The sequence below is a fragment of the Salmonella enterica subsp. enterica serovar Typhimurium str. LT2 genome, assembly GCF_000006945.2.
Classification (GTDB): Bacteria; Pseudomonadota; Gammaproteobacteria; order Enterobacterales; family Enterobacteriaceae; genus Salmonella; species Salmonella enterica.
In genome coordinates, this window is record NC_003197.2 from 3485859 (window position 1) to 3506504 (window position 20646).

17 protein-coding genes and 22 other annotated features are annotated in these 20646 nt (G+C 54.7%); of the genes, 10 read left to right on the plus strand and 7 right to left on the minus strand.

Going from position 1 to position 20646, the window contains the following annotated elements; translation table 11 throughout:
- Window positions 1-2 precede the first annotated feature (2 nt).
- Window positions 3-8: a ribosome-binding site (putative RBS for yhbH; RegulonDB:STMS1H003338), on the plus strand.
- From yhbH to yrbL, 5 genes are all read left to right on the plus strand, one after another.
- Window positions 3-302 (plus strand): putative sigma N modulation factor gene (gene yhbH / locus STM3321; RefSeq protein NP_462231.1). Within the gene, window positions 15-302 belong to an annotated coding region; the region does not span the whole gene. (Overlaps the previous feature by 6 nt.)
- Before the next feature lie 98 nt (window positions 303-400).
- Window positions 401-406, plus strand: a ribosome-binding site (putative RBS for ptsN; RegulonDB:STMS1H003339).
- Window positions 401-911 (plus strand): sugar specific PTS family enzyme IIA gene (ptsN, locus tag STM3322; protein ID NP_462232.1). Within the gene, window positions 420-911 belong to an annotated coding region; the region does not span the whole gene. It overlaps the preceding feature by 6 nt.
- A gap of 30 nt (window positions 912-941) precedes the next feature.
- Window positions 942-947, plus strand: a ribosome-binding site (putative RBS for yhbJ; RegulonDB:STMS1H003340).
- The gene (gene yhbJ, locus STM3323) for a putative P-loop-containing kinase (protein NP_462233.1) occupies window positions 942-1811 on the plus strand. Within the gene, window positions 957-1811 belong to an annotated coding region; the region does not span the whole gene. Its footprint overlaps the feature before it by 6 nt.
- Window positions 1791-1796: a ribosome-binding site (putative RBS for ptsO; RegulonDB:STMS1H003341), on the plus strand. It overlaps the preceding gene by 6 nt.
- Window positions 1791-2080 (plus strand): phosphocarrier protein HPr-like NPr gene (gene ptsO / locus STM3324; protein NP_462234.1). Within the gene, window positions 1808-2080 belong to an annotated coding region; the region does not span the whole gene. The genes yhbJ and ptsO overlap by 21 nt, the downstream gene beginning before the upstream one ends.
- Before the next feature lie 237 nt (window positions 2081-2317).
- Window positions 2318-2323 (plus strand) — a ribosome-binding site (putative RBS for yrbL; RegulonDB:STMS1H003342).
- The gene (yrbL, locus tag STM3325; protein NP_462235.1) for a putative cytoplasmic protein occupies window positions 2318-2961 on the plus strand. Within the gene, window positions 2329-2961 belong to an annotated coding region; the region does not span the whole gene. (Overlaps the previous feature by 6 nt.)
- A gap of 74 nt (window positions 2962-3035) precedes the next feature.
- On the opposite strand, the gene mtgA is transcribed toward yrbL, so the two are convergent.
- From mtgA to yhcC, 4 genes are all read right to left on the minus strand, one after another.
- Window positions 3036-3772 (minus strand): peptidoglycan transglycosylase gene (gene mtgA, locus STM3326; protein NP_462236.1). Within the gene, window positions 3036-3764 belong to an annotated coding region; the region does not span the whole gene.
- The gene (yhbL, locus tag STM3327) for a sigma cross-reacting protein 27A (SCRP-27A) (RefSeq protein NP_462237.1) occupies window positions 3761-4430 on the minus strand. Within the gene, window positions 3761-4414 belong to an annotated coding region; the region does not span the whole gene. The genes mtgA and yhbL overlap by 12 nt, the downstream gene beginning before the upstream one ends.
- Window positions 3767-3772 (minus strand) — a ribosome-binding site (putative RBS for mtgA; RegulonDB:STMS1H003343). Its footprint overlaps the gene before it by 6 nt.
- Window positions 4425-4430, minus strand: a ribosome-binding site (putative RBS for yhbL; RegulonDB:STMS1H003344). It lies within the gene yhbL.
- 210 nt (window positions 4431-4640) lie before the next feature.
- The gene (gene arcB / locus STM3328) for a sensory histidine kinase in two-component regulatory system with ArcA (RefSeq protein ID NP_462238.1) occupies window positions 4641-6989 on the minus strand. Within the gene, window positions 4641-6977 belong to an annotated coding region; the region does not span the whole gene.
- Window positions 6984-6989: a ribosome-binding site (putative RBS for arcB; RegulonDB:STMS1H003345), on the minus strand. Its footprint overlaps the gene before it by 6 nt.
- Before the next feature lie 81 nt (window positions 6990-7070).
- Window positions 7071-8018, minus strand: a protein-coding gene (gene yhcC / locus STM3329; protein ID NP_462239.1) for a putative FeS oxidoreductase. Within the gene, window positions 7071-8000 belong to an annotated coding region; the region does not span the whole gene.
- Window positions 8013-8018, minus strand: a ribosome-binding site (putative RBS for yhcC; RegulonDB:STMS1H003346). It overlaps the preceding gene by 6 nt.
- Before the next feature lie 272 nt (window positions 8019-8290).
- Window positions 8291-8305: a protein binding site (putative binding site for Lrp, RegulonDB: STMS1H000259), on the plus strand.
- A gap of 23 nt (window positions 8306-8328) precedes the next feature.
- Window positions 8329-8341 (plus strand) — a protein binding site (putative binding site for Lrp, RegulonDB: STMS1H000261).
- Between the two features lie 71 nt (window positions 8342-8412).
- Window positions 8413-8427: a protein binding site (putative binding site for Lrp, RegulonDB: STMS1H000258), on the plus strand.
- A gap of 231 nt (window positions 8428-8658) precedes the next feature.
- Window positions 8659-8664 (plus strand) — a ribosome-binding site (putative RBS for gltB; RegulonDB:STMS1H003347).
- On the opposite strand from yhcC, the gene gltB reads away from it, so the two are divergent.
- The 5 genes from gltB to STM3334 all read left to right on the plus strand — a co-directional run bounded on the left by gltB (window position 8659) and on the right by STM3334 (window position 18507).
- Window positions 8659-13132, plus strand: a protein-coding gene (gene gltB / locus STM3330) for a glutamate synthase, large subunit (protein ID NP_462240.1). Within the gene, window positions 8672-13132 belong to an annotated coding region; the region does not span the whole gene. It overlaps the preceding feature by 6 nt.
- Window positions 13131-13136, plus strand: a ribosome-binding site (putative RBS for gltD; RegulonDB:STMS1H003348). Its footprint overlaps the gene before it by 2 nt.
- Window positions 13131-14560, plus strand: a protein-coding gene (gene gltD / locus STM3331; protein NP_462241.1) for a glutamate synthase, small subunit. Within the gene, window positions 13142-14560 belong to an annotated coding region; the region does not span the whole gene. (Overlaps the previous feature by 6 nt.) Before gltB ends, gltD begins: the two co-directional genes overlap by 2 nt.
- A gap of 196 nt (window positions 14561-14756) precedes the next feature.
- Window positions 14757-14762, plus strand: a ribosome-binding site (putative RBS for yhcG; RegulonDB:STMS1H003349).
- Window positions 14757-15870, plus strand: a protein-coding gene (gene yhcG / locus STM3332) for a putative cytoplasmic protein (RefSeq protein NP_462242.1). Within the gene, window positions 14767-15870 belong to an annotated coding region; the region does not span the whole gene. Its footprint overlaps the feature before it by 6 nt.
- A 68-nt stretch (window positions 15871-15938) precedes the next feature.
- Window positions 15939-15947: a -35 signal (putative -35_signal for STM3333; RegulonDB:STMLTH004586), on the plus strand.
- Window positions 15939-17240 (plus strand): putative purine-cytosine permease gene (locus STM3333; protein NP_462243.1). Within the gene, window positions 15987-17240 belong to an annotated coding region; the region does not span the whole gene. (Overlaps the previous feature by 9 nt.)
- Window positions 15966-15974 (plus strand) — a -10 signal (putative -10_signal for STM3333; RegulonDB:STMLTH004586). (Overlaps the previous gene by 9 nt.)
- Window positions 15979-15984 (plus strand) — a ribosome-binding site (putative RBS for STM3333; RegulonDB:STMS1H003350).
- Window positions 17217-17222: a ribosome-binding site (putative RBS for STM3334; RegulonDB:STMS1H003351), on the plus strand.
- The gene (locus STM3334; protein NP_462244.1) for a putative cytosine deaminase occupies window positions 17217-18507 on the plus strand. Within the gene, window positions 17227-18507 belong to an annotated coding region; the region does not span the whole gene. The genes STM3333 and STM3334 overlap by 24 nt, the downstream gene beginning before the upstream one ends.
- A gap of 82 nt (window positions 18508-18589) precedes the next feature.
- Here the strand turns inward: STM3334 and yhcH are convergent.
- From yhcH to nanE, 3 genes are all read right to left on the minus strand, one after another.
- Window positions 18590-19070, minus strand: a protein-coding gene (yhcH, locus tag STM3335; protein NP_462245.1) for a putative cytoplasmic protein. Within the gene, window positions 18590-19057 belong to an annotated coding region; the region does not span the whole gene.
- The gene (nanK, locus tag STM3336) for a putative ManNAc kinase (RefSeq protein ID NP_462246.1) occupies window positions 19054-19940 on the minus strand. Within the gene, window positions 19054-19929 belong to an annotated coding region; the region does not span the whole gene. The genes yhcH and nanK overlap by 17 nt, the downstream gene beginning before the upstream one ends.
- Window positions 19065-19070, minus strand: a ribosome-binding site (putative RBS for yhcH; RegulonDB:STMS1H003352). Its footprint overlaps the gene before it by 6 nt.
- Window positions 19926-20626 (minus strand): putative ManNAc-6P epimerase gene (gene nanE, locus STM3337; RefSeq protein NP_462247.1). Within the gene, window positions 19926-20615 belong to an annotated coding region; the region does not span the whole gene. Before nanE ends, nanK begins: the two co-directional genes overlap by 15 nt.
- Window positions 19935-19940 (minus strand) — a ribosome-binding site (putative RBS for nanK; RegulonDB:STMS1H003353). (Overlaps the previous gene by 6 nt.)
- Window positions 20621-20626, minus strand: a ribosome-binding site (putative RBS for nanE; RegulonDB:STMS1H003354). Its footprint lies within the gene nanE.
- Window positions 20627-20646: the final 20 nt, after the last annotated feature.

Here is a 20646-nt window from a genome sequence, read left to right on the forward strand (position 1 = left end):
ATAAGGAAGACACTATGCAGCTCAATATCACCGGACATAATGTCGAAATTACTGAAGCCCTGCGTGAATTTGTGACGACAAAATTCGCCAAACTTGAACAGTATTTTGAGCGGATTAATCAGGTATACGTGGTGTTGAAAGTGGAGAAGGTCACGCACATCTCGGATGCGACGCTACACGTTAACGGCGGCGAAATTCACGCCAGCGCGGAAGGCCAAGATATGTATGCCGCCATTGACGGCTTGATTGATAAACTGGCAAGGCAGTTAACCAGGCATAAAGATAAACTGAAACAACACTAATTGTCCGGGCAGTTAGCCAGTGCAGGACGGCCTGTTGTGTGACACAACGGGCCATTTGTACAGTTAGCGCTCCGAACCTGGCCATCAACCTGACAGGACAGGTTCTTAGGTGAAATTATGATAAATAACGATACGACTCTACAACTGAGCAGTGTACTTAACCAGGAGTGTACGCGTAGCGGCGTTCATTGTCAGAGTAAGAAACGCGCGCTGGAAATCATCAGCGAACTGGCGGCAAAACAGCTCAGTTTACCTCCTCAGGTCGTGTTTGAAGCCATTCTGACACGCGAAAAAATGGGCAGTACCGGTATTGGTAATGGTATCGCCATCCCGCACGGGAAACTGGAAGAAGATACCTTACGCGCCGTCGGCGTGTTCGTTCAGCTCGAAACGCCGATCGCGTTCGACGCCATCGATAACCAGCCGGTCGATCTCCTCTTCGCCCTGCTGGTGCCCGCCGATCAAACTAAAACGCATCTGCACACGCTGTCGCTGGTGGCGAAACGTCTGGCGGATAAAACGATCTGCCGCCGCCTGCGCGCGGCGCTGAATGATGAAGAGCTGTATCAAATCATTACTGACACCGAAGGTGAGCAGAATGAGGCATAACAACTCAATGGCATTTATTTCTGTCGTTGTGAGGAGAAACGGTACATGGTACTGATGATCGTCAGCGGGCGTTCCGGATCAGGTAAATCTGTCGCTCTGCGCGCGCTGGAAGATATGGGATTTTACTGCGTGGATAACCTCCCCGTCGTGCTGTTGCCCGATCTGGCGCGAACGCTGGCCGATCGCCAGATTTCCGCCGCCGTCAGCATTGATGTGCGCAATATGCCTGAATCACCTGAGATTTTTGAACAGGCGATGAATAATCTGCCTGGTGCTTTCTCGCCGCAATTGCTGTTTCTTGATGCCGACCGCAATACCTTGATTCGCCGCTACAGCGACACGCGCCGTTTGCATCCGCTTTCCAGCAAAAATCTTTCTTTAGAGAGTGCGATCGATAAAGAGAGTGACTTGCTGGAGCCGTTACGCTCACGTGCGGATCTGATCGTCGACACTTCAGAAATGTCCGTCCATGAGCTGGCGGAGATGCTGCGTACCCGGCTGTTGGGCAAACGCGAGCGTGAACTGACGATGGTATTTGAGTCCTTCGGCTTTAAACATGGTATCCCGATTGATGCGGACTATGTGTTCGATGTCCGCTTTCTGCCCAACCCGCACTGGGACCCAAAACTGCGCCCCATGACCGGGCTTGATAAGCCGGTAGCCGCGTTTCTTGACCGACACACAGAAGTTCACAATTTTATCTATCAGACTCGCAGCTATCTTGAGCTATGGTTACCGATGCTGGAGACCAACAACCGCAGCTACCTTACCGTCGCTATCGGTTGTACCGGCGGGAAACACCGTTCGGTGTATATTGCAGAACAGCTGGCAGACTACTTCCGCTCGCGCGGTAAAAATGTCCAGTCTCGCCATCGCACGCTGGAAAAACGCAAAACATGACCGTAAAGCAAACTGTTGAAGTCACCAATAAGCTGGGCATGCATGCCCGGCCTGCCATGAAGCTTTTCGAACTGATGCAGGGTTTTGACGCCGAGGTGCTATTACGCAATGACGAAGGCACCGAAGCGGAAGCAAACAGCGTCATCGCGCTGTTAATGCTCGACTCCGCCAAAGGGCGTCAGATTGAAATTGAAGCCACCGGCCCGCAAGAAGTTGAAGCGCTGGCGGCGGTTATCGCGCTGTTCAATTCCGGCTTTGACGAAGACTAAACCTCCCCCTCTATACCCTATTTCCCCCAACGCCGTCCCGGTATTTGATGACAGTCACCCCAAAACCGGGCGTGTTACGCCTGCCTGCCTCTTGTCCCGCAGCCCCACCCTTTCGTAAGATTTGTACATTTCGTGCGCTTTACCTATGCATAAAAACATTAAGAAAACCTTAAAAAATTTCGTTTAGGTTTTGTTTAAGTTCTTTGTCCATACTAAATTTATGTGAATAAATTTTTCCAGGACTTGCCATGATCCTCTTATCGAAACAGACTCCGCTGGGCGCCGGTCGACATCGTAAATGCTATACGCATCCGGATAATGCCCGGCGTTGCATAAAAGTCATTTACAACCGTGACCACGGCGGTGATAAAGAGATTCGGCGTGAACTGAGCTACTATGCGCATCTGTCCCGCTACCTGACAGACTGGAGCGCTATCCCCCGTTATTACGGCACGGTAGAAACCGATTGCGGCACCGGCTATGTCTACGACATGATTACCGATTTCAACGGCGCGCCCTCTATTACCCTGACCGAGTTCGCCGCGCAATGTCGTTATGAAGAGGATGTCGCTGTCCTGCGGCGGCTACTGAAAAAACTGAAACGCTACCTGCTGGATAACCATATTGTGACGATGTCGCTGAAGCCGCAAAACATCCTGTGCCAGCGTATCAGCGAGTCAGAAGTGGTTCCGGTGGTTTGCGACAATCTGGGGGAAAGTACCTTTATCCCGCTGGCAACCTGGTCAACATGGTGCTGTGAACGCAAACTGGAGAGAGTGTGGCAGCGGTTTATCGCCCAGCCTGCGCTGGCCGTTGCCCTGGAGAGGGACGCGCAGCCAAAAGACAAGAAACGGCTGGCGCTTACTTCTCACGAAGCTTAATGGCCTGTGCTTATCAGGCCCGGACGACACAGATCGCAGGCCGGATAAGGCGTTCGCGCCGCCATTCGACAAAATTAATTAAGCTGGTTGCGCGTCATAAAAGATTCCCCACCCAGTTGGCGCATCTGGCGCATAATCCACGCCTGCCGGCTACGCACATAGCCGGAAGGCGCATTCGCCTTATAGCGAATCGGGTTAGGCAGCACAGCCGCCAGTAACGCGGCTTCAGACAGACTCAAGCGACTGGCAGGTTTATGAAAATACCGTTGTGCCGCAGCCTCCACGCCGAAAATACCATCGCCAAACTCCGCGATATTCAGATAAACCGTGAGGATGCGCTTTTTGCTCCAGACAGTTTCAATGCCCAGCGTTAGCCCGGCCTCCAGACCTTTGCGCACCCAACTGCGTCCATCCCATAAAAAGAGATTTTTCGCCGTTTGCTGCGAAAGCGTAGAGGCGCCGCGAATACGGCTCTCATTCCGCTCATTATGCGCCAGCGCTTTTTCAATCGCCGGAACATCAAAGCCCCAGTGCTCAGGGAACTTCTGGTCTTCCGCCGCAATTACCGCCAGCCCCATCCACGGCGAGATATCCGCCATACTGACCCAGTCAGAATGCGCCACATAACCGAACTCTCCGCCGAGCCAGGCGCTAATCTGCCGTTCCGCCATCACCGCCGAAAAAGGCACCGGAACCACGCTAAACAGCGCAATGCCGCCGCCCCAAAAGACGGCGAGCGCAGCAAGGATACGTAAAAGTAGACGGCGCAAAAACGTTAACGGCGCGATGCGTCGTTTGCTCATTCCGCCAGAACCAGCACGCGCGACACTAATTTATCAATGCCGCTTGCCGCCTGGGCGATATCCTGCGCCAGCATATAGGCAGGGGTGGTCACGACCTTGTTATCCTCGTCCACAACGATATCATCAACCGGGCAAGGTACGTGTTCGGCGCCCATCTCTTCAAGTACTTCAGCGGTATCAATATCCGTCCCTATTGTCAGACGTAGCGGGAAGTCAAAGATTTTCGGCAACATTGCGGGCGCGATACAGATGAATCCCAGCGGCTTGCCGGACTGGTGCATGGCCTTCGCCAGCGCGACGACATCGCTATCCACCCGGCATTCGCTCCCCTGGCTGGCGAAATTACTCAGGTTCTTCGCCGCGCCGAAACCACCAGGCACAATGAGCGCATCCAGCTCCTCTGGCTGAGCCTGGGACAGGGGACGAATATCGCCCCGCGTAATACGCGCCGCCTCAATCAGGACGTTACGCGTTTCCGCCATCGCTTCGCCGGTCAGGTGATTAATAACATCCGCTTGTGGTTTATCCGGCGCGAAGCAGACAGCCTGCGCGCCGCTGCGGGCAATGGCCAGCAGCGTCAGAACGGCCTCATGAATTTCGGTGCCGTCATAGACGCCGCATCCGCTGAGCACTACGCCAATTTTTTTCATGGTGAACATCCTCCTGCAACCGACTCAAGCCCATTAATAATTTTGATTAAAATGCTACGCTTCACACATTTAAATGATTCATGTAACAAATCATTTAGGATTTGCTATCTTAACTGCGTGCGGCCTGAAAACAGGACTGCGCCTTTGACATCATCATAATAAGCACGGCGCAGCCACGATTTCCCTGGTGTTGGCGCAGTATTCGCGCACCCCGGTCAAACCGGGGTCATTTTTTTTCCGCGTTTGCCACCCAGGCTTTCAGCACCGCGACATCGTGCTGCCACTCCTGCTTCATCTCTTCAATCCATTCCACGACATTATCTTCCCAGGCGGGAAGATCCGGCGACTGGATTTGCTGGCCAAGTTGTTGCAGATGACGCAGCCCTACCGAACCGGCGGCGCCTTTAATCTTATGCCCTTCCTCAACAACGCCTTTTTTGTCACGCGCCGTTAGATTGGACTCCAGCACGCTTAAATAGCCAGGCATCATTTTTTCAAACACCGCGAGACCGTCGGTGATCAATTTAGGCCCAACCAACTCGATGTATTGTTCCAGCATCGGGATATCCAGCAGCGCTTGCGCTTTATCGCTCTCTTCAGGCGTCACGGTACTCTCCTCTTTATCGGTGGCATCCCAGAATTTTTTAATCATCGCGGTTAAGGCCGGCACCGACAGCGGCTTACTCAGCACATCGTCCATACCAGCGTCCAGATACTCTTTTTTATCTTTCAGAACGTTAGCCGTAAGCGCTACCAGCGGCGGTAAATCTTCCCGCGTGTGGCGACGGGTCAGTTCTCTGGCGATATCCAGACCCGTCATATCCGGTAGCTGAATATCCAGTAAGACCAGGTCGTATTCTCCCGGCACGAACATCTCCAGCGCCGCCTTGCCGGTCATCGCGACATCCACGCTGTTCCCCAGTTTTTCCAGTACCGAACGCGCCACGATCACGTTCAGTTCAATATCTTCGACCAGCAGAACATGCAGCGCGGGCAGCGGCATGTCGTCTTCATCAAAGGCGTCCTCCACCTCTTCCGCCACCGCTGGCGCATGAACCGTTAGCGTAAAGGTCGATCCTTTGCCCGGCAGACTGGAAACGGTAATATCGCCGCCCATATTTTTCGCCAGCCGACGGGAGACCGCCAGCCCGATACCGGTCCCCGTCGCCGGTTTGCCGCCGTTACTGTCTTTCACCTGATAATACATGGCGAAAATTTTATCCTGCTCATCCTGCGGAATGCCGATCCCGGAATCTTCCACTTCAAAGTGCAGCATGTCGCCTTCATCATAGCGCGCCCGCACCGTCACCTGGCCCTGCTGAGTAAACTTCACCGCATTGCTGATCAAATTCCATAAAATCTGGCGCAGACGCGTTCCGTCGGTAATGACTTTGTGCGGCAACGGCAGCGTCGGCTCAAGCACAAAACGTAGCCCTTTTTGCTGCGCCTGCAAACCGGAAAGGTTTTCCAGATCGGCCATAAAGCTGGTGAAATCAATGGGTTGGTTATCAAGCTGAACCTTACGCCGCTCCATCTTATCCATATCAATGATATCATTGAAAATATTGCCTAACGTCACGGCGGAGACATGGATTGTCTTAAGGTATTTTTCCTGTTCGGCGGTGAGATCGGTATCCAGCAGGATGCGGCTTAAACCGACGATGCCGTTAAGCGGGGTGCGCAGCTCATGACTGATGGTAGAGATAAACGTGGTCTTGTCGCGGCTGGCGCGCTCCAGCGCGTCCTGATAACGCTTACGTTCGGTAATATCACGACCAAATCCCATCAGGCCATGACGTTTACCGACACGGTCGTAATAAGGCACTTTACGAATTTCAAAGCAGGCCTTTCGTCCGTCCGGGTAATCCAGCCACTGTTCGTAGGTCAGGGAGACGTTATGGCGGAATACTTTTTCGTCGGTTTCAATGACTTTCTCCGCCGCTTCGGGAGAGTACACATCTTCCGGCTTCAAATGCACCAGCTGTTTTTCGCTCTTGCCGGTTAGCAATTCCATTGCGCGGTTACAGCCGGAAAATTCTTTATCCTCATTACGATAAAAAACCAAATCCGGCGAGGCGTCCAGAAAGGAGCGCAGAAAAGAGGATTGCTGTTCTAGCTGGATTTGCGCTTCTTCACGCTCTTTAATTTCTACTTTTAGCTGTTCAAATGTCTCTTGCAGCTCCGCTTCCGCTTTTTCGCGATCGGCAATTTCCTGATTAAGCTGGGCAATATTGTCCTTCAACTGTACGTTAAGCTTGAGATCGCGCTCGCGCATCTCCTCCAGCTTTTGCACCAGACGCGACAGTCGCTGCCTTGACTCTTCCAGTTGTTCAACAACAACGGATAAGAAATAGACCGCCCAGGGCGTAATTAACAGGCCAAAAAAGATGGAACGAATAACGTCGATACTTTCAACCTGACCATGCAGCACCATGGTCACCGCCATCTGCACGACAATCGCCAGCACCACCAATGCCAACGCCAGGAGCATGGAAAAGCGCACCAGACCCAATTTCATCATCAGGTCGACATAGTATTGCGCCAGCATACGAATTTGCTTCATAGAGGATTCCTTCACCACAACTTCGCACATAATACCCAATTATGGGAACCGCGTTGAATATTGTGCGAAATATGCGTAGCGCCCCTCATCACGCTACGCTACAGGTGGTATCCAGGGACGGGCCAGCGCAGAGCCCTGTACGCCATGCTCATTCAGGTATTTGTCCAGCTCAACCATCCCCGTCCAGCGATTCTCGCACCACAGCGGGGCAAGCAGCGTCGGACGGCGAGCGCTGGCTGAAATTCGGTGATAAATTACCTCCGGCGGCGTATGACGAATCATCTCACCTGCCGTTAGCGTGTAGTCGTCCAGTTCGATGCCGTTCAGCCGCCCCGCTTCCCAGGCTTTGGCCATCGTACTGCCTTTCACAATATGCAGCGGATGCAGTTTAATACCATCAACGCCCGTCTCCACCACACGCTCCATGGTTTGCAGGCATTCTGCCTGCCCTTCGCCCGGCAGCCCCACAATCAGATGCGCACACACTTTCAGCCCGCGCTCCCGGGCAATCCGGGTGGTACGCTGATAGCAGGCGAAGTCATGCCCGCGGTTAATTCGGCGCAGGGTTTTATCGTGTGCGGTTTGCAATCCCAGTTCCAGCCACACCTCGTAGCCTTGATCTTTATATTCACACAGTAAATCTACTACTGCCTGCGGGACGCAATCCGGACGCGTACCGACGCATAACCCGACGATACTGGCCTGGCTGACCGCCTGTTGATACATGGAACGCAGCACCTGCACTTCTGCAAAGGTGCTGGTGTAGGCCTGGAAATAGGCCAGATAGCGTTTAGCGCGGTTCACCAGATGCGCCTGATGCGCAAGCTGCTCGGCAATCGAATGATGCTGCTGCGCCTCATCGGCAAAAGAGGCGACATTACAGAAGGTGCAACCGCCACGCCCGATGGTGCCGTCGCGATTAGGGCAGCTAAAACCGCCATGAAGCGTCAGCTTATGAACCTTTTGCCCATACCGACGTAAAAGATCCCCACCAAACATATTGACTAATTTCTGTAACTGCATAATCTGATAGACCGCCTCTTAAAAAGAGGCCAAAGCCTGCCATTTTTAGTCTCCTTTGGCGATGACCTGGATCAATCGTCCCGGAAGGCTTTTATCCATTGCATAATCAAGCAAAATAAACGATATTTCATTCATAATCCCGCTGATGATTTTTCCTGATATTCCCCTCTTTTTTCAGCGTTTGCTGGGTCATCGATAAAAACAGTAGCATTCAATACTGCTCACGCTTAAAACAGCATAAAATGCCAAGATTTTTGAAAAAGCAAGGTCAGATAATGCCTGGCGAGCGGCTCTTATAGTGAGACAGATCACAGGCTTTCTGCCGCTCCGTATTAGCAGCCCTTCTATAAAAAACCTTTTAATTTCAAAAGATTCAAAAAGTTATCTGTGCTACAGCACACTTTTGCATAAATCAGTTTGCCATTTGACCTGGGTGTGGATTCCCGATAAGTTGGGGATCCGCTGGAAGCTTTCTGGATGAGCCGTCTGCTCATCATATTTATGCAGTAATTGAGATTCCCTCTTAACCGTATTTACCAATGCGCAAAGGACACAAAGAGGGCGAATGCGAGGTAAGCGTATGATGCGCCAGCCCCGTCGCCATGCTCTTGCTGTGCCCGCGCGCCGTCGGTTGGGAGAGCGTCCCGTAGAGCCTGGGGAGGTTCACTGATATGTTGTACGATAAATCCCTTGAGAAGGATAACTGTGGTTTCGGCCTGATCGCCCACATAGAAGGCGAACCTAGCCACAAGGTAGTGCGTACCGCCATACACGCGCTGGCCCGGATGCAGCACCGTGGCGCGATCCTTGCCGACGGTAAAACCGGCGACGGTTGCGGCTTGCTGTTACAAAAACCTGACCGTTTCTTTCGCATCGTGGCCGAAGAGCGCGGCTGGCGCTTAGCCAAAAACTACGCCGTCGGGATGATATTTTTGAATAAAGATCCTGAACTGGCCGCCGCGTCACGCCATATTGTCGAAGAAGAATTACAGCAGGAAACCCTGTCGATTGTCGGCTGGCGCGATGTGCCAACCAATGAAGGCGTGCTCGGTGAAATCGCCCTCTCCTCCCTGCCGCGTATTGAGCAGATTTTTGTCAACGCTCCGGCGGGCTGGCGTCCGCGTGATATGGAGCGCCGTCTGTTTATCGCCCGCCGACGCATTGAAAAACGCCTGCAGGACGACAAAGATTTCTACGTATGCAGCCTGTCGAACCTGGTCAACATTTATAAAGGTCTATGTATGCCGGCGGATCTGCCGCGCTTCTACCTGGATCTTGCGGATCTGCGTCTGGAATCGGCCATCTGCCTGTTCCACCAGCGCTTTTCCACTAACACCGTGCCGCGTTGGCCGCTGGCGCAGCCGTTCCGCTACCTGGCGCATAACGGCGAGATTAACACTATCACCGGCAACCGCCAGTGGGCGCGCGCCCGTACCTATAAATTCCAGACGCCGCTGATCCCGGATTTACAGTCCGCTGCGCCGTTTGTTAACGAAACCGGTTCGGATTCCAGCTCGCTGGACAACATGCTGGAACTGCTGCTGGCAGGCGGGATGGACATCATCCGCGCCATGCGCCTGTTGGTACCGCCCGCCTGGCAGAACAACCCCGATATGGACCAGGATCTGCGCGCCTTCTTTGACTTTAACTCCATGCATATGGAGCCGTGGGACGGTCCGGCAGGCATCGTGATGTCCGACGGGCGCTTCGCCGCCTGTAACCTTGACCGTAACGGCCTGCGCCCGGCACGCTATGTCATTACCAAAGATAAGCTGATCACCTGCGCCTCCGAAGTCGGTATCTGGGACTATCAGCCGGATGAAGTGGTCGAGAAAGGCCGCGTCGGCCCAGGCGAGCTGATGGTGATCGACACCCGCGGCGGACGTATTCTGCATTCCGCGGAAACCGATGACGACCTGAAAAGCCGCCATCCATATAAAGAGTGGATGGAGAAAAACGTCCGCCGCCTGGTGCCGTTTGAAGAGCTGCCTGATGAAGAAGTCGGTAGCCGCGAACTGGACGATGACCTGCTCGCCAGCTATCAAAAACAGTTTAACTACAGCGCCGAAGAGCTGGACTCGGTTATCCGCGTTTTGGGCGAAAACGGCCAGGAAGCCGTCGGTTCAATGGGCGACGATACCCCCTTTGCCGTGCTCTCCAGCCAGCCGCGTATTATTTACGACTACTTCCGCCAGCAGTTCGCGCAGGTCACTAACCCGCCTATCGACCCGCTGCGTGAAGCGCACGTCATGTCGCTCGCCACCAGCATCGGTCGCGAAATGAACGTCTTCTGCGAAGCGGAAGGTCAGGCCCATCGCCTGAGTTTTAAATCGCCAATTCTGCTGTACTCCGATTTCAAACAGCTCACCACCATGAAAGAGGAGCATTATCGCGCTGACCGTCTGGATATCACCTTCGACGTGACCGAAACCACACTGAACGCGACGGTTAAGGCGCTGTGCGATAAAGCGGAACAGATGGTGCGCAACGGCACCGTGCTGCTGGTCCTCTCGGATCGCAATATCGGTAAGAATCGCCTGCCGGTCCCCGCGCCGATGGCGGTGGGCGCGGTGCAAACGCGTCTGGTAGAACAAAGCCTGCGCTGCGACGCCAACATCATCGTAGAAACCGGAAGCGCCCGCGATCCGCATCACTTTGCGGTACTGCTCGGCTTTGGCGCAACGGCTATCTATCCGTACCTGGCCTACGAAACGCTGGGGCGTCTGATTGATACCCAGGCCATCGCCAAAAACTACCGTACCGTGATGCAGAACTACCGTAACGGCATCAACAAGGGGCTGTACAAGATTATGTCCAAAATGGGCATTTCGACCATTGCCTCTTACCGCTGCTCCAAACTGTTTGAAGCGGTCGGACTGCACGATGATGTGGTAAACCTGTGCTTCCAGGGCGTGGTCAGCCGTATCGGCGGCGCGAGCTTTGATGACTTCCAGCAGGATCTGCTGAATCTCTCCAAACGCGCCTGGCTGGCGCGCAAACCCATTAGCCCGGGCGGCCTGCTGAAGTACGTCCACGGCGGCGAATATCACGCCTATAACCCGGATGTCGTGCGTACCCTGCAACAGGCGGTACAGAGCGGCGAGTACAGCGATTATCAGGAATACGCCAAACTGGTCAATGAGCGTCCGGCGTCAACGCTGCGCGATCTGCTGGCGATACATCCAGACGGCGAGGCGGTGACTATCGACGAGGTTGAGCCCGCCAGTGAGCTGTTTAAACGCTTTGATACCGCAGCCATGTCTATCGGCGCATTAAGTCCGGAAGCGCACGAAGCGCTGGCGGAAGCGATGAACAGCCTCGGCGGCAACTCCAACTCCGGCGAAGGCGGCGAAGACCCGGCGCGCTATGGCACCAATAAAGTGTCGCGCATCAAGCAGGTGGCTTCCGGCCGCTTTGGCGTGACGCCAGCCTACCTGGTCAATGCCGATGTGATTCAGATTAAAGTCGCGCAGGGCGCGAAACCGGGCGAAGGCGGTCAGTTGCCGGGGGATAAAGTCACTCCGTATATCGCTAAACTGCGCTATTCAGTGCCGGGCGTGACGCTGATCTCCCCGCCACCGCACCACGATATCTACTCTATCGAGGACTTAGCGCAGCTCATTTTCGATCTCAAGCAGGTCAACCCGAAGGCGATGATCTCCGTGAAGCTGGTATCCGAACCGGGCGTCGGCACCATCGCGACCGGCGTGGCGAAAGCCTATGCGGATCTGATCACTATCGCCGGCTACGACGGCGGTACCGGCGCCAGCCCGCTCTCTTCAGTGAAATACGCTGGTTGCCCGTGGGAACTCGGACTTGTTGAAACCCAGCAGGCGCTGGTCGCCAACGGTCTGCGTCACAAGATTCGTCTGCAGGTGGACGGCGGTCTGAAAACCGGCGTCGACATCATTAAAGCGGCGATTCTCGGTGCGGAAAGTTTCGGCTTCGGCACCGGCCCGATGGTGGCGCTGGGCTGTAAATACCTGCGTATCTGCCACCTGAATAACTGCGCAACCGGCGTAGCAACTCAGGATGACAAGCTGCGTAAGAACCACTATCACGGCCTGCCGTTCAAAGTGACTAACTACTTTGAATTTATCGCCCGCGAAGTGCGCGAGCTGATGGCTTCGCTTGGCGTGACCCGCCTGGTGGATTTGATTGGCCGCACCGACCTGCTGAAAGAGCTGGAGGGCTTCACCGCTAAACAGCAGAAGCTGGCGCTGTCTCGTCTACTGGAAACCGCTGAACCTCATCCGGGTAAAGCGCTGTACTGCACCGAGAATAACCCGCCGTTTGATAACGGCGTGCTGAATGCGCAACTGTTGCAGCAGGCGAAACCGTTTGTCGATGCGCGCCAGAGCAAAACCTTCTGGTTCGACATCCGCAACACCGATCGTTCCGTCGGCGCGTCGCTTTCCGGCTACATCGCACAGACCCACGGCGATCAGGGGCTGGCTTCCGATCCGATTAAAGCACACTTCAGCGGTACCGCAGGCCAGAGCTTTGGCGTGTGGAACGCGGGCGGCGTAGAGTTATATCTGACTGGCGATGCCAACGACTATGTCGGTAAAGGTATGGCAGGCGGTTTGATTGCCATCAGACCACCGGTAGGTTCCGCCTTCCTCAGTCATAAAGCCAGCATTATCGGCAACACCTGCCTGTATGGAGCCACCGGTGGCCGTCTGTACGCGGCGGGCCGCGCGGGCGAACGTTTCGGCGTGCGTAACTCCGGGGCGATTACCGTAGTAGAGGGCATCGGCGACAACGGCTGTGAATACATGACCGGCGGCATCGTCTGCGTGTTGGGTAAAACCGGCGTTAACTTCGGCGCGGGGATGACCGGCGGCTTCGCCTATGTGCTGGACGAAGATGGCGAATTCCGTAAACGCGTGAACCCGGAACTGGTAGAAGTACTGGACGTTGATTCGCTGGCTATCCACGAAGAGCATCTGCGCGGTCTGATCACCGAGCACGTGCAGCATACTGGTTCGCAACGCGGCGAAGAGATCCTGTCCAGGTGGTCAAGCTTCTCAACCCAATTCGCGTTAGTTAAGCCCAAGTCCAGCGATGTCAAAGCCCTGTTGGGCCACCGTAGTCGTAGTGCGGCAGAATTGCGCGTGCAGGCGCAGTAAGGAATTGAAATGAGCCAGAATGTTTATCAATTTATCGACCTGCAGCGCGTTGATCCGCCGAAGAAACCGCTGAAGATCCGTAAGATCGAATTTGTTGAAATCTACGAACCGTTTTCTGAAGGTCAGGCGAAAGCTCAGGCGGATCGCTGTTTGTCCTGCGGTAACCCCTACTGCGAGTGGAAATGTCCGGTACATAACTACATCCCGAACTGGCTGAAACTGGCTAACGAAGGGCGTATTTTTGAGGCGGCTGAGCTATCGCACCAGACCAACACCCTGCCGGAAGTGTGTGGCCGCGTCTGCCCGCAGGACCGCCTGTGCGAAGGCTCCTGTACGCTGCACGATGAGTTCGGCGCAGTGACCATCGGTAACATTGAGCGCTATATCAACGATAAAGCGTTCGAAATGGGCTGGCGCCCGGATATCACCGGCGTGCGCCAGACGGACAAACGGGTAGCGATTATCGGCGCAGGTCCGGCAGGGCTGGCGTGCGCCGACGTGCTGACCCGCAACGGCGTGAAGGCGGTGGTCTTTGATCGCCATCCGGAAATCGGCGGCCTGCTGACCTTCGGTATTCCAGCTTTCAAACTGGAAAAAGAGGTGATGACCCGCCGTCGCGAGATCTTCACCGGCATGGGTATTGAGTTCAAACTTAATACCGAAGTGGGTCGTGATGTACAGCTTGAAGATCTGCTGAAAGATTACGATGCGGTATTCCTTGGCGTCGGCACCTATCAGTCGATGCGCGGCGGGCTGGAAAATGAAGATGCGGACGGGGTTTTCGACGCTTTGCCGTTCCTGATCGCCAATACGAAGCAGATCATGGGGTTTGGCGAAACCAGCGACGAACCATATGTCAGCATGGAAGGCAAACGCGTGGTGGTGCTGGGCGGCGGCGATACCGCAATGGACTGCGTACGCACTTCCATACGCCAGGGCGCAACGCACGTAACCTGTGCTTATCGTCGTGATGAAGAGAACATGCCGGGTTCCAGACGCGAAGTGAAGAACGCGCGCGAGGAAGGTGTCGAATTTCAGTTTAACGTTCAACCGCTGGGCATTGAAGTCAATGCCAACGGCAAAGTGAGCGGCGTAAAAATGGTGCGCACTGAAATGGGCGAACCGGATGCCAAAGGCCGTCGGCGGGCAGAGATCGTCGCCGGTTCCGAGCATGTGGTTCCAGCTGATGCGGTGGTGATGGCATTTGGTTTTCGTCCACACAGCATGGAATGGCTGGCGAAACACAGCGTGGAACTGGACTCGCAGGGACGAATTATCGCGCCGGAACGCAGCGATAATGCTTTCCAGACCAGCAACCCGAAAATCTTCGCCGGTGGCGACATCGTGCGCGGTTCCGATCTGGTGGTGACGGCGATTGCCGAAGGCCGTAAGGCGGCTGACGGGATTATGAACTACCTCGAAGTGTAACCCTTCCGGCTCCCCGCTTACTGCCTTGGCTGATGGCTGGGGAGCCGATATTCCTCTCCTCAATATCTCTCCTGCCGATTCTGGAAACCCGCTCGTAAATCGAGATGTAATGCCATGTAAAATCCGCTCATGGATTGATCCGTTTACGCCTGAAGCGTATTGATAGCGTTCTAATTTCACAATGAAACTATCACGTAAGGGATGACATGACGAATCCAACTTTAGCGCCACAGTCTGATGAATATCAGCAAATCCATAACGGAATTGTTCAACTGCTGGACACAGCGCGGACACAAACCGTTCGCAGCATCAACACCATCATGACAGCAACCTATTGGGAAATGGGTCGACGCATTGTTGAATTTGAACAAGGCGGTGAAGCCAGAGCGGCTTATGGTGAACAGCTAATTGATCGTTTATCACAGGATTTAAGCCAAAGATATAAACGAGGTTTTTCTGCCAGTAATCTATGGCAATTTAAAAAGTTTTATCTTTATTTTCAAAAAATTGAGATTCTCCAGACAGTGTCTGGAGAATCTCTCCATTTGGCGCAACTGGCTAAATCTTTCCCACTCCCCTGGTCGGCGTATGTCCGCCTCTTGTCGGTAAAAAATCCCAATGCCCGCACTTTTTACGAGAAAGAGACGCTACGTAACGGCTGGTCCGTACGGCAACTCGATCGGCAAATCGCCACTCAATTTTACGAACGAACGCTACTGTCCCACGACAAATCCGCCATGTTGCAGCAGCCTGCACCCGCCGAGCCAAACGTTTTGCCGGAGCAAGCCATACGCGACCCGTTCATTCTGGAATTTCTTAACCTGAAGGACGAGTATTCCGAATCAGACCTCGAAGACGCGCTGCTCAGCCACCTGATGGACTTTATGCTGGAGCTCGGTGACGATTTTGCTTTTGTTGGCCGCCAACGCCGACTACGCATAGACGATAGCTGGTTCCGCGTCGACCTGCTGTTCTTCCATCGTCGCTTGCGCTGCCTGTTGCTCGTTGACCTGAAGGTAGGCAAATTCGGTTATGCGGATGCCGGGCAGATGAATATGTACCTGAACTATGCCAAAGAGCACTGGACAATGCCCGGAGAAAACCCGCCAGTCGGCTTAGTTTTGTGCGCAGGGAAAGGCGCGGGGGAAGCACATTACGCGCTGACTGGCCTGCCAAACACCATCATGGCGAGCGAGTACAAAGTGCAGTTGCCCGACGAAAAATTACTCACAGACGAACTTATTCGTTCGCAAACCATGCTGGAAACTCAACTCACACGCGGTGGTTCACTGACAACGGAGAAAAACTAACGAACCATTAATGCCATGAATAATTATCAAAAAAAATATCACACGAAAACGTTTGCTTTATTCTGGAAACTGTATATTATGCGGCGGATTTTTTGGGCAAAATTCATGGAGGCGTTGTGTCGCAGGACAACAATTATAGCCAGGGCCCCGTCCCTCTGGCTGCGCGGAAGGGCGTGATTCCACTGACGTTTGTCATGTTGGGTTTAACGTTTTTTTCCGCCAGTATGTGGACCGGAGGGACACTCGGCACCGGTCTTTCTTATAATGATTTCTTCCTCGCAGTTCTCTTCGGTAATCTCCTCCTCGGTATCTACACTGCATTTCTTGGTTACATCGGCGCAAAAACCGGACTCTCCACCCACCTCCTTGCACGTTACTCCTTTGGCGTTAAAGGCTCATGGCTTCCCTCGCTACTGCTAGGCGGTACTCAAGTGGGCTGGTTTGGCGTTGGCGTAGCGATGTTCGCTATTCCGGTCAGTAAAGCGACGGGCATTGATGCCAATATTCTGATTGCCGTTTCGGGTCTACTGATGACCCTGACCATTTTTTTCGGCATCTCGGCGCTGACCATTTTGTCTATCGTTGCCGTACCCGCGATCGTTATTCTGGGCAGCTACTCCGTCTGGCTGGCGGTCAGCGGCGTGGGTGGGCTGGAGCATTTAAAAACGATAGTGCCGCAGACGCCGCTGGATTTTTCCAGCGCGCTGGCGCTGGTGGTGGGCTCGTTTGTCAGCGCCGGTACATTGACCGCCGACTTCGTCCGCTTCGGGCGTCATGCCAAAAGCGCCGTACTGATTGCGATGGTCGCTTTTTTCCTCGGCAACTCGCTGATGTTTATCTTTGGCGCGGCAGGCGCTGCCGCCGTCGGTCAGGCGGATATCTCTGACGTGATGATAGCGCAGGGGCTGCTGCTGCCCGCGATTGTGGTGCTTGGCCTGAATATCTGGACCACCAACGATAACGCGCTGTACGCATCGGGTCTGGGCTTCGCCAATATTACCGGTCTTTCCAGCCGTACGCTGTCGGTGGTGAACGGGATTATCGGTACCGTGTGCGCGCTGTGGCTTTACAATAATTTTGTCGGCTGGCTGACGTTCCTGTCATCTGCCATCCCACCGATTGGCGGAGTGATTATTGCCGACTATCTGTTGAACCGCCGCCGCTATGCCGACTTCAACACCGTGCGCTTTATTCCCGTTAACTGGATTGCTATTCTTTCCGTCGCGCTGGGCATCGCCGCCGGACATTATGTTCCGGGTATTGTGCCCGTCAACGCCGTACTCGGCGGCGTCTTCAGCTATATCCTGCTGAATCCACTTTTCAACCGCAGCCTTGCTAAATCACCAGAGGTCAGCCATGCAGAACAATAACATCACCATTCGTCAGACGCGTCTGCAGGGACACGAAGGATTATGGCAGATTACGATTGAAAACGGGCGCTTTAGCCGGATTGAGCCTCAGGAAGCCGCATCGTTACCGCAGGGCGAAGTGCTTGATGCCGAAGGCGGTCTGGCTATTCCACCGTTTGTTGAGCCACATATCCACCTGGATACCACGCAAACGGCGGGTGAACCGAGCTGGAACCAGTCCGGCACACTGTTTGAAGGGATTGAGCGCTGGGCAGAACGTAAAGCAATGCTCACGCATGAAGATGTGAAAGCGCGCGCGATGCAGACCCTGAAATGGCAGATGGCTAACGGCATCCAGTACGTTCGTACTCACGTTGACGTTTCAGATCCTACGCTCACCGCGCTGAAAGCCATGCTGGAAGTGAAGCAAGAGGTTGCGCCGTGGGTAGACCTACAAATCGTCGCCTTTCCGCAAGAAGGTGTTCTGTCTTATCCCAACGGTGAAGCGCTGTTAGAGGAAGCCGTGCGTTTGGGCGCTGACGTTATTGGCGCCATTCCGCACTTTGAGTTCACGCGGGAATATGGCGTTGAATCGCTGCACAAAATCTTTGCACTGGCGCAGAAATACGATCGCTTGATCGATGTGCACTGCGACGAAATTGATGACGAGCAGTCTCGCTTTGTCGAAACGGTCGCGGCGCTGGCGCATCGTGATAGCATGGGGGCGCGCGTGACCGCCAGCCACACCACGGCTATGCACTCGTACAACGGCGCGTATGCGTCACGCCTGTTCCGCCTGTTGAAAATGTCGGGGATTAACTTCGTCGCCAACCCGCTGGTGAATATTCATCTGCAAGGGCGGTTTGACACTTACCCGAAACGTCGTGGCGTCACGCGGGTGAAAGAGATGCTGGAAGCGGGGATCAATGTCTGCTTTGGCCATGATGACGTCTTCGACCCGTGGTATCCATTAGGCACCGCCAATATGCTGCAGGTGCTGCATATGGGGTTACACGTTTGCCAGTTGATGGGGTATGGGCAAATCAACGACGGGTTAAATCTGATCACTATCCACAGCGCAAAAACTTTGCACCTGCAGGACTACGGTCTGAGCGTCGGCAATGCCGCGAATCTGGTTATCTTACCCGCTGAGAATGGATTCGACGCGGTACGTCGCCAGACGCCTGCCCGTTACTCGATTCGCCACGGGCGGGTAATTGCCGAGACGGTGCCGAGCCAGACGACGCTGCACCTGACCCAGCCGGAAGCCGTGACGTTTAAGCGTTAACCCGTCATACCCGCGCTCTCCGGCACATTCACCACGCAGCCCCGTAAGGGGCTGCGTTCGGAAGACTGCTCCGGCAAGAGATTCAGGCCGCCAGCAGACTGGCGCGTACTTTCACTACCACTTTCTTGATGTCATCCGGCTCACCCACTGCACATCCCGGTTTATGCGGTTCTCCCGGCATAAACACAGCAAACATCCCCGCTTGCAGCGTAATAGTCTGCTCGTCGACAATTTGACTACAAAGCTGGTAATCCTCTTCAACGTGCATCTCCTCGCACTGGCGAGCGGCACCGGACATCCCAAACGCAATACGCTCGACGCCGGTTAGTAGTAGCTGAATATCAATGTATTGTTCATGCAATTCCGCTTTCTTCTCGGCCGGCATTTGCGTCGTTAACTGCATTACATTCATAAAGACATTGTCGCCCTGCAATTCATAGCGCCCCGGCGCTTTCTCCTGCGGCCTTGCCGCCAGCGCGAGAGTCAAGGCATCCAACAATCGCGGATGCAACCCGCAAGAAGGCAACGACTGTACTTCCCCCATCATCATAATGTGTCTCCTTGAGCTAACAACGCAGCGCCTAATAATCCTGCGTCATGCCGATAGCGAGCGGCGCTCAGCGCCACGTGATAAGGCGCAGGCTCTTGCATCAAAAACGCGCGAACCTGCTCCAGGTATCCCTCAGCTAACCCTACGCTGCCGCCAATGACCACACACTGGCAGTCGGTAGTCGCTTTCACATCGGCGATCATTCGCGCTATTACCTGCGCGGATTGGCTTACCAGATGTCGCGCCTGCTGATGACCTTCGCCAGCGCGAATAAATAGGGTTTTGGCGTCGCATCCCGCCAGATCGTCCCGCGCCGCCGCGGCCATCCCTCGTCCGGAGGCGATGGCCTCTACACAACCAACGCGTCCACAGCCGCATACGGGCCCGTGTGGGTCCGCCAGGGTGTGTCCCAGGTGCCCGGCCAGACCGCCTTTTCCGGTAAGGAGCTTGCCGTCGCAGACAACGCCGCCGCCAACGCCGGTTGAAACGGTGATAAATACCATATCGCGGATATCATCAGGGAGCGCGTGATACTCCGCCCAGGCCGCCGCCTGCGCGTCGTTCACCGCCAGCGTCGGCAGGCCAGCGATCGCTTCCAGTGTTTGTACTAACGGAAAGTGTAGCAAGCCGCCCAGATTATGGGGGTTTAGCGCCAGCAGCATCCCTTCCTGAATGATCCCGGTAGAAGCTATCGCTACCTGACGCGCCTCTGCTCGTAGTGGTTCAACCAGCGCCTTTAATGCTTCACGTAACGCATCCGGCGTTTTGCTCGCGGGGGTCGGTAGCTCGCGACGCTGGCTAATGCGCAAGTTGTTGTCGATGAGCGCGGCGGCAAGTTTAGTACCGCCAATATCGATTGCTAACGTAGTCATGACGCCGCCTTTTTTAATGCGTCGTTATACCATCCACAGATATGTTCCAGACGGGTAATGGCGGACCCCACCGTCACCGCCCATGCGCCATAGCGGATCGCCTCCGCCGCCAGTGCTGGCGAGTTATAGCGCCCTTCGGCTATTACCCGGCATCCGGCGTCATGCAACGCTTTGACTAAGGGCAGATCGGGTTCCTCCGGCGTATCGGGGGTGGTGTAGCCGGACATTGTCGTGCCGATAATGTCCGCGCCCAACCGTTGGCAGGCGAGACCATCGTCCACGGATGAGCAGTCGGCCATCGCCAGTAGATGGTGGTGATGAATGCGCGCCAACAACGCCTCAACGGCTACCGGCCGTTGCCGAGCGGTTCCATCAACGGCGATAATAGCTGCGCCGGCCTGCGCCAGCGCATCTACATCGTCGAGAAAAGGGGTAATGCGCACTGGAGACTCATCCAGATCGCGTTTGATAATGCCGATAATGGGTACCGAAACGAGCGAGCGGGTCATACGCAGGTTGTCTATGCCTTCAATACGCACCGCAACCGCGCCCGCCTGTTCCGCTGCCAACGCCATTGCCGCTACAATCTCCGGCTTATCCAGCGGGCTGCCCGGAACGGGCTGGCAGGAGACAATCAGGCCGCCAGAAGCGGCAATATTTTTATCCAGTTGTTCAAGTAACGACATACTACTCCCTTACAAATATTGCCCGGTTGAA